This window comes from Candidatus Nitrosocosmicus oleophilus (assembly GCF_000802205.1).
Taxonomy (GTDB): Archaea; Thermoproteota; Nitrososphaeria; order Nitrososphaerales; family Nitrososphaeraceae; genus Nitrosocosmicus; species Nitrosocosmicus oleophilus.
In genome coordinates this window covers 3047762-3062542 of record NZ_CP012850.1, presented here as the reverse complement: position 1 = coordinate 3062542, position 14781 = coordinate 3047762, and the positions used below count along the sequence as shown (strand labels likewise).

The window sequence follows — 14781 nt, the reverse complement described above, 5'->3', positions numbered from 1 at the left end:
GAGGTGGGGAAGGGATTCGAACCCTTATATATTCGCTATCTGTATCTTTGAGTCTGCAGGCGAACGCATGGCCGCTCTGCCACCCCACCAGCTGTTTATTTTATCATTAATTGAAAACTTATATTTCTTTGGTAATGGTTTCATATCTTTACAAGATCATAAATAGGGCAATACAATACCGTCAAAAATGAATCCGTTCTTGACTCTATGTAATTATTTGATAAAATTTTTAGATGCAAGGGTTATATCTTCAGATTTGATTGTTTTCCGGTGAGCATGACTGGCCAACTGCACGGCCTGCTTAGCAATATTTTCGCCTAAGGCTTCTAATATTCTTCTCAATTCATCTGCTGCACTGTCACTTACCCTTTCGGCACCGTATTTTTTTATGATTCTGTGAACAGACGCGAGGGCTATTTCGGATTCAGAATTTATTGCCATTTATTCTACTAGTGTTGTTACCTCGTTTATTAAACTCCTATGTAAAATTGATTCAATTAAAGAGTTCATTCTTACTACTAAATATGAGTCCTTTATCATTAGGTCATATTATTATTTCCAGACTTTACCCAGAATGCAATTATCTTGATCGAGATCTTTAAGTTATACATTGTTGATGTTGAGATAACTAGTAGATATATTGATCGCTCGCTTATTATATCGCAAGCGAAGACTAATAATTAATTAGTTGCATCTAAAGATTAACAAGTAATTGTATTACGTTGATTCGCACATTCATTTATCAGATAAGAATTATAACAAATACCATAAGATGATATTCGATTACATGCGTCAGGCTAATGTTCAATCGATTTGCATGTCAGAAGATTTCAATTCCTCTGTAGAGGCGTTATCACTAAAGGAAAAATTTTTTAAGGATTCCGATCTGTTTAGAGTTTTTGTGGGTATACACCCACAGTTTGCAGCGGGTTCTGTTAATCTGCAATTGTTTGAGAGTCTTTTACAATCTAAACTTGAATTTATTACTGGAATAGGTGAAATTGGAATTGATCCAACATATACCAATTTGGATCCAGACAATACACTCGAAAGACAAAAAATTGTTTTCGAAGAAATGCTATACCTAGCAGAAAAGAATGAAAAGCCGGTGTCTCTTCATTCTCGAAAATCTGTAAATGAAATTCTGGAGATATTGCCTTCATATAAAATTAGGAATGCAATATTCCATTGGTATGATGGGAACAAAAGCAATCTAAAAAGAATAAATGATAAGGGATATTTCGTTTCTTTCGGTCCATATCTACTGTACTCAAATGACAAACATGCCTTGTTAAAAGAATCTGATATTAACCTGATCTTGGTAGAGACTGATGGGCCGGTCAAATACAGGAATTGCTTTGATGGTGCACTTACTTCTCCATCTATGGTAATAAGCATAGTTTATTTTGCTTCTGTTTTGTTAAAAAAGTCCTTTGAGGAAATGTCTGAAATTCTTTATGACAATTCTACACGATTTTTAAACTAACATGTCTACCTATAGTGAATTCGTCTTTAGTCTAATCTAATTAAGATAAAAGATAAAATACCCTTGTTTTTTTTCTAATCATGTGGATAGAGTCAAAAAAATGGCCAACGAATTGTTGGAACGTTATCCTGATAAATTTACTAGTGATTTTAACGAAAATAAAGAAACCATTAAGAATTTTGCCATTGTTCGTTCAAAGGAATTACGAAACAAAATAGCAGGTTACATTACCAAGAATGTAAATAGAAACCTAGCTCAACAGAATGCCTCACTCTCATATTCTGAAGAAAATACTGAATCTCGTGAAGAAACTGCAGAATAAGATTGATAACTGTTGATTTGGTTGGTGGTATAAGGAAGGCAGCTGGATTTTCAACAGTAAATATCAATGTAACCAATTCAAGCGTAAATGAATTACTTACATTGTTGGAGAGAGAATATGATTTGGAAAATAAGATAAAAGAGGACGAAATAATGATCGCGATTAATGGCGTCGAGTCCTCTGTAATGGGTGGAAGAGGAGCCAAAATTTCGTCCGGAGATACTGTTACTATTCTATCAGTTGTACATGGCGGATGACTGTAACTCTTTTTTAAAATATATTATAGCTTGGTGTTCACTATCATATAGTGGCTTTTGAAAATATTTTTAAGGTAATCAAAGTATCCAAAGATCGTATAGGGGTTATAGTTGGGAAAAAAGGATCTGTCAAATCTGAAATAGAATCAAAATGCAATATTACCCTGGATGTAGACGGAGATACTGGGGATGTAACGATCCGACTAAAAAATGAAGCATCCATAACAAATAGTGGAATATTCAAAGCATCCGAAATAATAATGGCCATTTCAAAAGGCTTCTCCCCTGAACGGGCCTATAGGTTGCTATCCGATGAATCTTTATTGCAACTTGTAGATCTACGGGAGTATTCAGGGAAATCAATGAATTCTTTAGATAGGATCAAATCAAGACTTATTGGACAGAGTGGTAAATTTAGAAAGAACCTGGAGGACTTCTCTGGTGCTGATATATCAATCTACGGACACTTTGTCGGATTCATTGGGACTTATGACGAAACGTCTCTAGCATTAAACGCAATTTTAATGATCTGTAAAGGAAGCTCCCACAAATCAGTGTATCATATGCTTGAGGAACATAACAGAAGGAAAAAATTAGCAAAAATGGATCTATGGGAAAAAATTAAATAAATAGCTATTTACCATGAAAATATTGGGCTAACCACCAGGATTTTCTTCAGCTCACTAATATCGGGTTAATACTCTTGTTAATTGATATTATTTCAGGACGATCCATCTTTTTAACAGATGTTATGATCGTCAAGTTCTATTTCTTACCCCATCTATTGAACATCTCGTTGTTTATTCCAAATTGATCAAGTGTTTTTCCAATGATATGTGAAATTAGGTCGTCAATTGATTTTGGTTTATGGTAAAATCCTGGCATTGCTGGTAATATCACCACTCCAATCTCTGCCAACTTTAACATATTCGATATGTGGATTTTTGAAAGTGGGGTCTCCCTTGGGACTAGGACAAGCCTCCGATTTTCCTTGATAGTAACTGACGCTGCTCGAGAAATAAGGTTATCGTCGTAACCATTGGCAATGCTAGAAAGGGTTTTCATACTACAAGGAATAATCGCCATCCCGTCGGTTCTAAATGATCCACTTGATATGGGTGCAGCCATATCATTTTCATCATAGACAAAATTTGAGATCCTTTTAATCTCGTTGACATTTTCCTCTGTTTCAATCTCTATATTCTTTTCTGCCCACTTGCTAAGTACTAGGTGGGTCTCAATATCAAATTTCTGTAGTGCCCTCAAAAGCATAATGCCATATATTACACCTGAACTTCCTGTAATCCCAACAACTATCCTTGGATTTTCTCCCATGTTCTTTATTTATTGTGTTTCCAATGTTTTATATTTAATACTCTAATACTCTTCCTAATGCTTACAGTTTTTGGTTCGATTGCTTTAGACACTACAAGAACTCCATTTGAGACAAAAGAGCGTATCTTGGGAGGTGCTGCGACTTATGCATCTATGGCTGCATCCTTTTTCGTACCTGTCTCATTAATAGGTGCGATTGGTAATGATTTTCCAGATAAATATTACACTCAGCTGAGCAACAAATTGGATATAAAGGGCTTAGAGCGATTCAATGACAAGAAAACTTTCTTTTATGATTCTACATTTGATTTTGACCTATCTCATAGGACGACAAACATAACTGAACTGAATGTAATTGAAAATTTTGAACCGATTGTTCCAGCCGAATACAAAAACTCAAAATATATTTATCTTGCAAATAACGATCCCGAACAAAATATACAAATAATTGATAGTTTTAATAGTCCTGAACTAATTATTTGCGATACTATAGAATATTGGATTCACAATAAGAAGGACTCTGTTATATCTATGATTGAAAAAACAAATGGGGTAGTAATAAATGACCAAGAAGCAAGATTGCTTTGCAATAATTCTAATCTTGTTAAATGCGGCAAACAACTTTTGTCCTATGGTCCAAATTTTGCAATTATTAAAAAGGGAGAACATGGTGTATTACTATTTATTGGTGACGAGGTTATACCAATACCCGGATACCCATTAGAAAGCGTTACTGATCCTACAGGAGCTGGGGATTCATTTGCTGGTGGATTTATGGGGTATTTAATCTCAAAGTCTAAAGGTCATTTAGCGAATGATTTAGCACTGGTTAAAGAATCAATTCTCATGGGAAGTATTATGGGTACTTTTGCGATAGAGGAGTTTGGAATCGATGGATTAATGCGAATAACTATTGAAGATATAGTGGACAGATATGATAAATATAAAAAGATGTTACATATTTAGCCTTATTAGAAAGTATTATTATCAACTTTGGGATAATAGATTGTGACCACTAGTTAAATGAAAGTCCTTATAATTGATAATTACGATTCATTTGTTTATAATATTGCCCAGATTATGGGTTTACTACGTACAGATCCTGTAGTAAAACGGAATAATCAGATTACCATTAAAGGTATATCTAAAATGAATCCTGATGCAATTATAATATCGCCAGGTCCAGGACATCCAAAATACAAAAAGGATTTTGGAATATGTTCGGAGGTGATAACCAAGCTGGGACCATCTGTTCCAATTTTGGGTATTTGCTTGGGTCATCAAGGCATTGTGAACGCCTTTGGAGGAACGGTAAAGAAGGCTAAAGAAATAAAACATGGTAAGACCAGTAATATCCAATTCAACAACAATACTATGTTGTTTGAAGGTGTCAAAAACCCATTTGTGGCAACGCGTTATCATTCACTCATTGCTGACAAAGATAGTTTTCCAAAATGTTTGAAGATTACTTCTATTTCATTAGACGACAGAGAAATAATGGGTGCCTGTCACGAAAAATATCTGATAGAAGGAATACAGTTTCATCCTGAGTCGATATTAACTGTTGAAGGTAAGAAAATTCTCTCTAATTTTATCCGAATGATAAAAAAATGAGTTCGAACATTAGAAATATCGATAAAGGTACAGAGACAGCATACGGTAATCACTTTGGCCGTATCGGAGATGAGTTGCACTCGCAAAATCAAATTTATCTAAAGAAACTTTCGACTGGACAAAGACTAAATAGCACTGAAATGAGGTCTGTAATGACTAGTATTATCAACGGACTCTGTTCTGACGTGTTTATTTCAGCTTTCTTGATGGCTCTAATCTTGAATGGAGAAGACCACGATGAATTAAAGGCTGCAGCTGAAATTATCAGAGGATCTTCCATACCAATCAATCCCGTGTCTGAGCTCCCAATCATAGATAATTGTGGAACTGGAGGCGATTTCTTAAATACATTCAATATAAGCACCACTTCAGCCGTTATTGCTAGCTCTTGTAAAAAAATAGCGATAGCAAAACATGGTAACAAATCGTCATCAAGTCTAAGTGGTAGCGCAGATCTATTTGAATATATTGGCTATCGATTGGATGAAGATAATATTATGCCTATTGTAAAATCTATTGAAAACTATGGGCTTGGTTTTCTTTATGCCCCTAAATTTCATCCGGGATTACGACATGTTTCTAAGGTAAGGAAGGAGTTAGGAATTCGTACAATATTTAACAAAGTTGGACCATTGTGTAACCCCTGTAGAAATCTGTATGGCCAGGTAATAGGAGTTGCTGACCCGTCCTTGTTAACCCTTATTCCTGAAATAATCCCTACTCTTAGTTTAAAGCATGCGATGATAGTTAGATCTCATGATGGAATGGATGAACTGTCTACCACGAGCAGGAACACTATAATTCATGTCACTTTTCAAGATGGAAAGTACCTTGTCCGGCATGAATTATTAGATCCTGTTTCATTGGGTTTGCCCAGATCTTCAATTCAAGATATAATTGTAAAGGATAAAATGGAATCAATAAATGAAAGTTTACGAATAATCTATGGAATACAATCCAACAAATCCAAGGAAAACATTGTTTTACTCAACAGTGCAGCTGCCTTGATGGTTGGAGGAGAAATAGAATCTTTAAGTGACGCATTATCGATTGTGAGAGATTCATTAAATGAAGGACGCCCACAAAAATTATTAGAGACTATAATAAAGAACAGTGGAGATGTTTCGAAGTTGGAACAGGCTGAAAAAATGCTAAATATCAGACGCAAGAATTAATTATTTTGTTTCTCAAACTATAGATGGATTAAAGTGCTTACACAATAAATATATCTCGCTACTCTGTTTTCTGCTTGCATCAGGTTTTGTTATCTGGACTGTAGAAAATATACTTTTTACATAGGTAATAAATTCCGGCGTTGTTTCTCCTTGAAATACTTTGTACACTGCATTTCCATTTACCTTAAGGATTTTTTTAGTTATTTCCACAGCCTTCATTGTTAAGTCAATTTGCTTTAAGTGATCCATTTCCCACAATCCAGAAACGTTGGGTGCTAGATCCGATAAGACTATATCAGCCTTGCCATCCAAATACTTTGATAATAATGTTACCGTTTGTTCATCCTCTACATTTCCATGAATAATGATGACGTTTAAAATCGGTTCTATCTCTTTCACATCGATCCCAATGACTTTACCTTCATTTCCAGCTATTTTAGATGCAAATTGTAACCAACCGCCGGGAGCTGCACCTATGTCCACTATTTTCATCCCTTGTTTCAAAATGTGGTGTGATTTATTTAATTGCGAAAGCTTGTAAACAGCACGACTCCTGTAGCTATTTTCCTTAGCAAGCTTCCTATAGGGATCCCTCCTTGCATCGGCAAGTTTCAATTATATCATTCTCATAAAGAAATGGTAGGCATTCATAATATTTGTTTCTTGAAAACTTCTAGTAATGTTTTTTATAGGTATAAATCTAAAAAAATTTTGTGCATTCAGATATTAGCCACGTTCAAGATCTAATAAGAGATTACCCTGATTTTCCAAAGCAAGGAATATTGTTTAAGGATATCAATCCTGTATTTAGAGATGGTAAATCTTTGGATATACTTGGAAATCATTTTTATGACCAGTTTCAAAAGGTTAAGGTTGATTATGTAGCGGGTATTGAAGCACGAGGGTTTATTATATCTACCTTGTTGGGTTTAAAATTTAACAAAGGAGTAATCATGATAAGAAAAGCTGGAAAACTCCCTGGAACTACCATAAAACAATCATACGGAATTGAATATGGTACAGCGGTAATGGAGCTGCAGTCTGATTCACTAAGAACAGGTGACAGAATTCTGATAGCCGATGATTTACTTGCTACTGGTGGTACCGCACTAGCCGCGGCCAGCTTAGTTGAAGACTTGGGAGGCAAGGTAGCGGGATTTGCATTCATAATAGAGTTATCCTCCTTGGATGGGGGGAAACTATTAAGAGAAAGAGGATATCGTGTTCATTCAATGGTGGTTTACTAAATGCTTGCTAGTGATAAATCTGTAGGTATAGCCATAATCGGTGGTACCGGAATTTATGACCCTAATTTATTTAAGATAGAACAATCAATTAATCCTCATACTCCCTATGGTCCTACTTCAGACGCTATTATTATTGGAAAATTTGGGAATCAGAGAATAGCTTTTCTCCCAAGGCATGGGAAAGGCCATAGAATTCCTCCTCACATGATAAATTATCAGGCTAATATTTGGGCTCTAAAAGAATTGGGAATTAAGAGAATCATTGCACCTTCTGCAGTAGGTAGTTTGGATTATGAAATAAAACCTGGGGATGTGATGCTTCCTGATCAATTTTTTGATTTTACAAAAAAACGGGCTTATACCTTTTATGATGGGCCAAAAGTATGCCATATTTCTGTAGCAGATCCTTTCTGTGGGGACATGAGAAATATAGCTATCAGCTGTATTAATGAGTTAGGCATACGTGTTCATGATAAGGGAACATATGTATGTATTGAAGGTCCGAGATTTTCTACACGCGCAGAATCTAAGATATATAGGGATGTATATCGGGCTGACATCATAGGCATGACCCTAGTTCCTGAATGCATTTTGGCTAGAGAAAGTGAGATCTGTTATCTTTCTGTTTCTACTATTACAGATTATGATGTTTGGGCCGATCAGCCTGTGTCGTCAAGAGAAATTATAGAAACCTTAAACAAGAACGTTGAAACCACTAGGAGGATTCTCGAGAAGATACTACCTATGATCCCTGAAGAACAAAACAACTGTTCCTGTGGAAATGCTTTAAAGGATGCCGTATTATAGCATTTTGACCTTGTGAAACTATTAATGTTCCTTCATCAGAATAGTGATATCTCCCTCAATAATTTTTCTCTGAATTATCAATATCACTATTTCGGGATCCAAATTTAGTTTTCTAATCTTGTCACCAGTGGTTTTAGAAATTTTGACGTTTATATTATGTCCGCCTATCCGACCAAAAGCTACTGCACTGAAACTAAACTTGTTGTTATAAATCAGAAAATAGCCTGATAGTTTGCTAGCCAGAGCCCCTTCTACAACATGTTTTATACTAATGTCGATTTCTAGATTGTCATATTCCTCCGGAAATTCATTTATCATGTTATATCAATTCTTTAGTAATTTCTACACTTTTGTTTACATTTTCTGAAACCAAAAAACTCCACCATTCTTTATCAATGATCTTGAAATTTGATGTATCTACAATTATTTTGGTTTCATCATCGGTATCCAAAAATTCTGTTTTACCATCTTTAGCAATACTTATCAATTTCCACCGATCTTTTCCTTTTCTAAATTTATTTATGGCCACAGCCCAAATTTCGTCATTCTTAATTTCGGGCATACCTATTTTATCTGTGATATCCAGAATTCCTAATCTTTTTTCTTCACAAAATAGATTCTTTGTAATTAAACTTCTCCAAATATCAACCGCTCCAATATTTCTCCCATTTTCATTTATGTTTATTACACCAAAATAGGCTATTTTGTCCTTATTGTTTCCTGATGAAGTTGAAGATTGCATCCTGAATTATTAATTTAACCGTTTTCCCTTATTTAGCCCTTACATAATGTTTATTTCTCTTTATATCTGATTTTGATAGTTTTCTAGCATTATTCCGAGGTTATCGATTAATGTGTTCTTTTTGAAAAGTATGTTATTTGCTTGACATATTCTTCTATATCTATTTACTATCGCAAACCTCGGATGCAAGGCTCTAAATTCGTTTTTGTTAATTTCGATAACCATTCCTTTATTTTCTAAGCCTTTAGAAATTTCAATAATTTGATCGACCGTTAGGTTGGTTTTCTCTTGGAATCCCCGAGAAGTTGTTTTTTCTGATTTCATTAATGCCAAAAAAATGTCGGTCTCTAATTCATTCATTTGAAGCTGCTCTTTTAGTAGAGTCTTAATTTGGCTTGTTTGATTCATAAATATATTGTTCGCCGATATTAAAAATAAGTTGTCCTTAGACGGATCTTTGTCGATTAGGCCATTAATGCCGCGGTCCTGCAATACTACGAATGGTTTTCAGAAGGACGTATACAAATATTCAAATAATATCTCGTTCAATTTAATACATGCCTATTAAAAATGGGTCTGAGTACATTGAAAGTTTGAGAGATAGAAATTTGCAGGTTTATCTTTTTGGAGAACTAGTTAAGGAGCCGGTTGATCATCCTATGATTAGGCCTTCTATTAATGCCGTGGCAGCAACGTATGATATTGCAGAAGAAGATCCCGAAATAGGTTCTGCAACTTCCTCATTGACGGGACTCAAGGTTAACAGATTCTTGCATATAGCAGAAAGTTCCCAAGACTTGGTGAATCAAAACCGTATGCAAAGAAAGCTCGGACAACAAACTGGAACTTGTTTTCAACGCTGCGTAGGAATGGATGCACTAAACTCATTATATTCTACAACATTTGAAATTGATAAAAAATATCAAACACCATATCATGAGAGACTAATTGAATTTATCAAAAAAATTCAATATGAAAACCATGTAATCGGAGGGACAATGACGGATGCCAAAGGGGACAGGAGTTTATCTCCATCTCAACAAGAAGATCCAGATATGTTTGTCCATGTTGTAAAAAGGGACGAAAAGGGCGTTTATATCAAAGGAGCTAAAGCTCATCAGACTGGATGCATTAATTCACACTGGTTAATTGTGATGCCTACTATGCGTATGAGGCCCGAAGATAGGGACTATGCAATCGTCGGTGCCATTCCGGTAGATGCAAAAGGTATTACTTATATCTATGGAAGACAATCGTGCGATACCAGGAGTATGGAAGAGGGGGACTTGGATGCAGGTAATTCTCAATTTTCCGGACAAGAGGCACTTATAATATTTGATAACGTGTTTATTCCAAACGAATTGATCTTCATGGAAGGCGAGGTGGAGTTCGCTTCAATGTTGGTTGAAAGATTTACTTGCTATCATAGGAGAAGTTATGTTTGTAAAACCGGATTAGGAGATGTATTGATCGGTGCTTCTGCGGCAATCGCTGAATATAATGGCGTTTCAAACGCTTCCCATATTAAGGACAAATTAATTGAGATGACTCATTTAAATGAAACAATTTTTGCGGCTGGTATAGCTTCTTCACATCAAGCATACAGGACTGAGTCAGGGAATTTCATTAACGATGATATGCTTGCTAATGTATGCAAGCACAATGTTACCCGTTTTCCATACGAAATTGGACGGCTAGCTCAGGACATTGCTGGAGGCCTTATGGTCACTATGCCTTCTGAGAAGGACTTTAGAGGACCAGTTACCGGTCCATTACTTGATAAATACTTGAAAGGACGAAAAGGCGTATCAACAGAAGACAGGGTTCGTATACTTCGGTTAATCGAGAATATGACACTTGGTAGAAATGCCGTTGGGTACCTAACCGAATCCATGCATGGTGCAGGGTCGCCACAAGCTCAACGTATTCAAATAGCCAGACAGATGCAGCTTGAATACAAGAAAAAGTTGGCAAGAAAATTAGCCAAAGTAGCGGAAGGCGAAGACACCATATCAAACCCATCCCTAGCAGAATCATCAGATTATTTTGATAGGATATTTGGAATAAAAAAATAGAGCCTGACATTGGGATTAAATCCTCTTTGTTCTTTTTGTGTTTGATTTAAATTAATACTTTTTACGGCTCAATAATGTGATTTTTGTTACCTAATCAGATCAGGTGTCAATATGACTTAGCCCTGAAACTCTGATTCCAATAATTTCTTTTTCTTTTTCATGCCAAAAATCTTGTCAGTTTGCTTTATTGCGTATACTCGGGGCTGTTTCAACAACATTGATTGTATTAACATGTAGTTTTCAGGAATTACCATCCCGGTTTGATCATCTGAATATGAAATCTTCAATGTATCCTCTTGGATTTTTATTAACTCGCTATGGATGTGGACCATTGATGTATCTCCATGATCAAATTTGAGTTCTGCAGCCTTCTTTCTTATATCTCCGGTACCCTTTGCATTTTGCAAAATAGCCACTCCAAATTCATTTTTGAAATTTTCTAGGATGTCATCCTTGGATGGTGGTTTACCATCGAACCTGATCGTCATTTGATGAAGATGCATCATTCTTGATGGCACCTTTAACGCATCGACATACAAGTTGGCAGAGGGTATGAAATCCTTCAAATCGTCCTGGTGGTGTGGATTCTTATCCCATTCTATCGAATCTCTTACCTCTTTTTTATCTTCAAGATCGGCCCATCTCCTCACTAATACCACATCAAATCTTTTAATTAATTTACCATAAGTTTCAATCAATGGCTGGATGATTTTACCCATTCCAGTAACATTACAGCTACCCTGGATTACGGAATCTTTGTCTAATGTCTTTTCATAGTTTACTCTTGAATTGTGGATAATGTCTGCCACAGAATTTCTGCCATACCTATCTTCCCCCCCTTGAAAGATTGCCTTCTTCTTAAGAGGATGATAATATTTTCTCTTATTTTTAATTCCATTTCCTTCTGTAGAAGCATCTATAACCAAATCGGATTGGTTTATTGCATCCTCGATACTGCCTGAAATGTCGTAATTTTTATTTCTAAATTCCTTAATCAATTTACTAGGAACAAAAACCTTGTATCCCTTGCTTATTGCCTCTTGTGTTTTCTCATCGACAGAATATTTTGCTATACCTATAAGGTTAATAGATTTATCCTTTGTTAAGGCAGTTGCCAAGCGGCTTCCAATTATGCCATAACCATTTATGAAAACTTGATACACTCTTGGTTTGTAATTTTTGCAATATTTAATATATTTTTAATGGTGATCATGACTTTAGTTTCGGTTCATATCCTACAATCTTGTCACTATTTTTGCAATTTTATTGCCTTTAATTCAAAGACAGAAAATCTTATACTATTATCAACTCATTTCCCTTACGCCTATTTGATTTGTTGATTATGAAATGCAGGTTCTTTAGACGCGACGGAGATTGGCAATGAATTACTCAGACATACTAAATCATTGAATGTGTTAACTACTTCCAACTACCTAAAACTGGCAATTCATTGATTATTGTTTAAGGAATGGACAAAGATGATCATTTAACGGATAAGATTTCAATATGGAAGACCGAAACTATCTACGTTTTCTGGACGCCGAACTTTTTGTTATTTTTGCATCTCACTCAGCCTAAATATAGAATAATGAGCGATAAAGAGCTAGAACCGGCTCCAAGTTGAATAATGCCAAGGTTATAATAAAGTCAGATGCAAATCAGCTTATTATGACAATGGATGGGGGTAATAGAAGAGGTATTGATATGGAACAAACAGTAAATGATTTAGTACAGGAATCAAAGTTACTTGAAGCTTATTATAATGACGTAGTAGCAAAGGAGTCCGTATTACATCGATTATATGAAGAGTCTCATAACTCCTTTGAAGCATTAAGATCTTTGTCTCCGGAATCCGAAACAATCTCCTTAGTACCCTTAGGTATAGGTGTTTATGTTAAGAGTCTTATTTATCCACTAGAAAAAGTTCTGGTAAATATCGGTGCTGGGGTAGTAGTTGAAAAGAGGAAGGATGATGCTGTCAACTTCATAGAGCAACGCATAAAGGAATTTGAATTGGCTACTAAGCAATTATCAACACAAAAACAACAGATATCGCACCGAATGATGGAAATACAGAATACTGTAAATTCCTATGTTGGGCAGATGCGAAACCACGATGAAACAGCACATTCCCATTCACCATCACACTCCCACTCCCACTAGGGGCTTTCAAAATCAACCAGAAAAAGTATTAGATTATGTGTTTGGGATGCCTATATGTTTGATAAATTAAAGCGAGCATTCTCTAGTGCTGCAAAGAGCATTAGTCAGAGAGAACTATCTGATAAAGATTTGGATGAAAGCCTTTTTGATCTAAATATTGCCCTTTTGGAAAGTGATGTTTCTCAAGAAGTTATAGATGATTTATCGCAGCAAATAAAAGACAATTTGGTGGGTATGAAATTACAAAAGAATGAAACTACTGAACAAATTATTGCAGCTACTTTAAAAGATAATTTTTCAAAGATTCTGGCCAAGGCAGGATCTGTTGATTTGATTTCTGCGGTTAATGAAAAGAAGCAACGCAAGGGTGGACCGTTTAAAATTGTATTTTTAGGAATAAATGGGACAGGAAAAACTACCACTGTAGCCAAGGTGGCTAATTTACTAAAAAAGTCTGGATTTTCAGTAGTGATTGCCGCCGCTGATACTCACAGAGCTGGAGCTATCGAGCAAATTTCATCACACGCAGAAAAACTATCTATAAAAGTGATATCTCAAAGATACGGTGCCGATCCATCTGCTGTTTCCAGGGATGCATTAGAGTACGCGAGCAAACACTACATTGATGTTGTATTAATTGATACTGCGGGAAGGATGCAAACTGCAAAGAATCTAATGGATGAAATTGGAAAAATTGTAAAGGTTATCAAACCTGATATCAAACTATTCGTTGGTGATTCTTTATCAGGTAATGACACTATTAATCAAGCACGAGAGTTCTTTTCATATACAGAATTTGATGGTGCAATCCTGACCAAAACCGATGCTGATGCTAAAGGCGGGTCAGCAATATCCATATCCTACATTACCTCCAAACCGATTATTTATCTAGGGGTAGGTCAAGGATACGACGATATCATCAATTTCAATAGAGAAAAATTTGTTGAGACTATTTTCAATAATGAGTCGCTCCTTGATTCTTACCGTGGTACTCAATCATCATTGTCAAACGAGAATTATGTGGCCCCTGTTATTGAAGCGGCTACTACTAGTGCTGATACGTATAACCAATTAGAGAATGATGATTTAGAAATAGATCCATCGTCTTCGTTCAGTACTTCTGTTGAACAACAAGACTCGTACTCGAATGGGAAATCTACTAGTGAAAATAAAAAGATTTCCGGGTCTATACAAGTGAAGGAAGAGCAAGTGAAGGAAGAGCAAGTGAAGGAAGAGCAAGTGAAGGAAGAGCAAGTGAAGGAAGAGCAAGTGAAGGAAGAGCAAGTGAAGGAAGAGCAAGTGAAGGAAGAGCAAGTGAAGGAAGAGCAAGTGAAGGAAGAGCAAGTGAAGGAAGAGCAAGTGAAGGAAGAGCAAGTGAAGGAAGAGCAAGTGAAGGAAGAGCAAGTGAAGGAAGAGCAAGTGAAGGAAGAGCAAGTGAAGGAAGAGCAAGTGAAGGAAGAAGTAGAAAAGAAGGAAAAAGCTGAGAAAAAAAGCCGATTCGGATGGTTTAAGAAAAAGAAATAGTATTTGAAAGCATTAAATTAAAGATTTTTTTCAA

Annotated in this window: 19 protein-coding genes and 1 tRNA gene; 12 read left to right on the top strand and 8 right to left on the bottom strand. The window is 35.8% G+C overall.

Translation table 11 applies throughout. The features are described 5' to 3' along the window. Position 1: 1 nt before the first annotated feature. Both NMY3_RS14775 and NMY3_RS14770 read right to left on the bottom strand, forming a co-directional pair. Positions 2 to 89 (bottom strand) — tRNA-Cys (locus tag NMY3_RS14775). Between the two features lie 124 nt (positions 90 to 213). Continuing rightward, positions 214 to 441 (bottom strand): histone family protein, encoded by a 228-nt coding sequence (locus NMY3_RS14770; protein ID WP_196816575.1) that lies wholly within the window; start codon positions 439 to 441, stop codon positions 214 to 216. Between the two features lie 271 nt (positions 442 to 712). On the opposite strand from NMY3_RS14770, the gene NMY3_RS14765 reads away from it, so the two are divergent. The 4 genes from NMY3_RS14765 to NMY3_RS14750 all read left to right on the top strand — a co-directional run bounded on the left by NMY3_RS14765 (position 713) and on the right by NMY3_RS14750 (position 2694). Then, positions 713 to 1486 (top strand): TatD family hydrolase, encoded by a 774-nt coding sequence (locus NMY3_RS14765; protein WP_196816574.1) that lies wholly within the window; start codon positions 713 to 715, stop codon positions 1484 to 1486. A gap of 100 nt (positions 1487 to 1586) precedes the next feature. Then, on the top strand, positions 1587 to 1808 hold the full coding sequence (locus NMY3_RS14760; protein WP_196816573.1) for a hypothetical protein: 222 nt from the start codon (positions 1587 to 1589) through the stop codon (positions 1806 to 1808). Between the two features lie 2 nt (positions 1809 to 1810). Next, positions 1811 to 2065, top strand: coding sequence for a MoaD/ThiS family protein (locus NMY3_RS14755; RefSeq protein WP_196816572.1), 255 nt, complete (start codon positions 1811 to 1813; stop codon positions 2063 to 2065). A 50-nt stretch (positions 2066 to 2115) separates the two neighbouring features. Further along, entirely contained in the window at positions 2116 to 2694 is a 579-nt protein-coding gene (locus NMY3_RS14750) for a KH domain-containing protein (RefSeq protein ID WP_196816571.1), read from the top strand. 136 nt (positions 2695 to 2830) lie between these two features. Here NMY3_RS14750 and NMY3_RS14745 read toward each other — a convergent pair whose 3' ends face one another. After that, positions 2831 to 3400, bottom strand: a complete 570-nt coding sequence (locus tag NMY3_RS14745) for a UbiX family flavin prenyltransferase (protein ID WP_196816570.1) — start codon at positions 3398 to 3400, stop codon at positions 2831 to 2833. 57 nt (positions 3401 to 3457) lie between these two features. Here NMY3_RS14745 and NMY3_RS14740 point away from each other — a divergent pair, with 57 nt between their 5' ends. The 3 genes from NMY3_RS14740 to trpD are packed head-to-tail and all read left to right on the top strand — an operon-like array spanning position 3458 to position 6189. Next, a complete protein-coding gene (locus NMY3_RS14740) occupies positions 3458 to 4366 on the top strand; it encodes a PfkB family carbohydrate kinase (protein WP_196816569.1) in 909 nt (302 codons plus the stop codon). A 57-nt stretch (positions 4367 to 4423) separates the two neighbouring features. Then, positions 4424 to 5014, top strand: a complete 591-nt coding sequence (locus NMY3_RS14735) for an anthranilate synthase component II (RefSeq protein WP_196816568.1) — start codon at positions 4424 to 4426, stop codon at positions 5012 to 5014. Continuing rightward, the gene (trpD, locus tag NMY3_RS14730) at positions 5011 to 6189 is read left to right on the top strand and encodes an anthranilate phosphoribosyltransferase (protein ID WP_196816567.1); all 1179 of its coding nucleotides are present in this window, start codon (positions 5011 to 5013) and stop codon (positions 6187 to 6189) included. The genes NMY3_RS14735 and trpD overlap by 4 nt, the downstream gene beginning before the upstream one ends. Positions 6190 to 6201: 12 nt before the next feature. On the opposite strand, the gene NMY3_RS14725 is transcribed toward trpD, so the two are convergent. Further along, complete coding sequence (locus tag NMY3_RS14725) at positions 6202 to 6804, bottom strand: RlmE family RNA methyltransferase (protein ID WP_196816566.1); 603 nt, start codon at positions 6802 to 6804, stop codon at positions 6202 to 6204. A 98-nt stretch (positions 6805 to 6902) separates the two neighbouring features. On the opposite strand from NMY3_RS14725, the gene NMY3_RS14720 reads away from it, so the two are divergent. After that, a complete protein-coding gene (locus NMY3_RS14720) occupies positions 6903 to 7436 on the top strand; it encodes an adenine phosphoribosyltransferase (RefSeq protein ID WP_196816565.1) in 534 nt (177 codons plus the stop codon). Then, positions 7437 to 8243, top strand: a complete 807-nt coding sequence (locus NMY3_RS14715) for an S-methyl-5'-thioadenosine phosphorylase (protein WP_196816564.1) — start codon at positions 7437 to 7439, stop codon at positions 8241 to 8243. Positions 8244 to 8264: 21 nt separating this feature from the next. Here NMY3_RS14715 and NMY3_RS14710 read toward each other — a convergent pair whose 3' ends face one another. The 3 genes from NMY3_RS14710 to NMY3_RS14700 are packed head-to-tail and all read right to left on the bottom strand — an operon-like array spanning position 8265 to position 9393. Next, positions 8265 to 8561 carry a hypothetical protein gene (locus NMY3_RS14710; protein WP_196816563.1) on the bottom strand — a complete coding sequence of 99 codons (297 nt, stop codon included), beginning with the start codon at positions 8559 to 8561 and terminating at the stop codon, positions 8265 to 8267. A 1-nt stretch (position 8562) separates the two neighbouring features. Further along, positions 8563 to 8985, bottom strand: a complete 423-nt coding sequence (locus NMY3_RS14705; protein WP_196816562.1) for a hypothetical protein — start codon at positions 8983 to 8985, stop codon at positions 8563 to 8565. Between the two features lie 60 nt (positions 8986 to 9045). Then, complete coding sequence (locus tag NMY3_RS14700) at positions 9046 to 9393, bottom strand: helix-turn-helix domain-containing protein (protein ID WP_231100114.1); 348 nt, start codon at positions 9391 to 9393, stop codon at positions 9046 to 9048. Between the two features lie 149 nt (positions 9394 to 9542). Here NMY3_RS14700 and NMY3_RS14695 point away from each other — a divergent pair, with 149 nt between their 5' ends. After that, the gene (locus NMY3_RS14695) at positions 9543 to 11060 is read left to right on the top strand and encodes a 4-hydroxyphenylacetate 3-hydroxylase family protein (protein WP_196816560.1); all 1518 of its coding nucleotides are present in this window, start codon (positions 9543 to 9545) and stop codon (positions 11058 to 11060) included. 116 nt (positions 11061 to 11176) lie between these two features. Here NMY3_RS14695 and NMY3_RS14690 read toward each other — a convergent pair whose 3' ends face one another. Further along, positions 11177 to 12223 carry a type II glyceraldehyde-3-phosphate dehydrogenase gene (locus NMY3_RS14690; protein WP_196816559.1) on the bottom strand — a complete coding sequence of 349 codons (1047 nt, stop codon included), beginning with the start codon at positions 12221 to 12223 and terminating at the stop codon, positions 11177 to 11179. Positions 12224 to 12680: 457 nt separating this feature from the next. Between NMY3_RS14690 and pfdA the strand changes: the two genes are divergently transcribed. After that, entirely contained in the window at positions 12681 to 13223 is a 543-nt protein-coding gene (gene pfdA, locus NMY3_RS14685; RefSeq protein WP_196816558.1) for a prefoldin subunit alpha, read from the top strand. A gap of 54 nt (positions 13224 to 13277) precedes the next feature. Then, complete coding sequence (ftsY, locus tag NMY3_RS14680) at positions 13278 to 14747, top strand: signal recognition particle-docking protein FtsY (protein ID WP_196816557.1); 1470 nt, start codon at positions 13278 to 13280, stop codon at positions 14745 to 14747. The last annotated feature ends 34 nt before the right edge of the window (positions 14748 to 14781 follow it).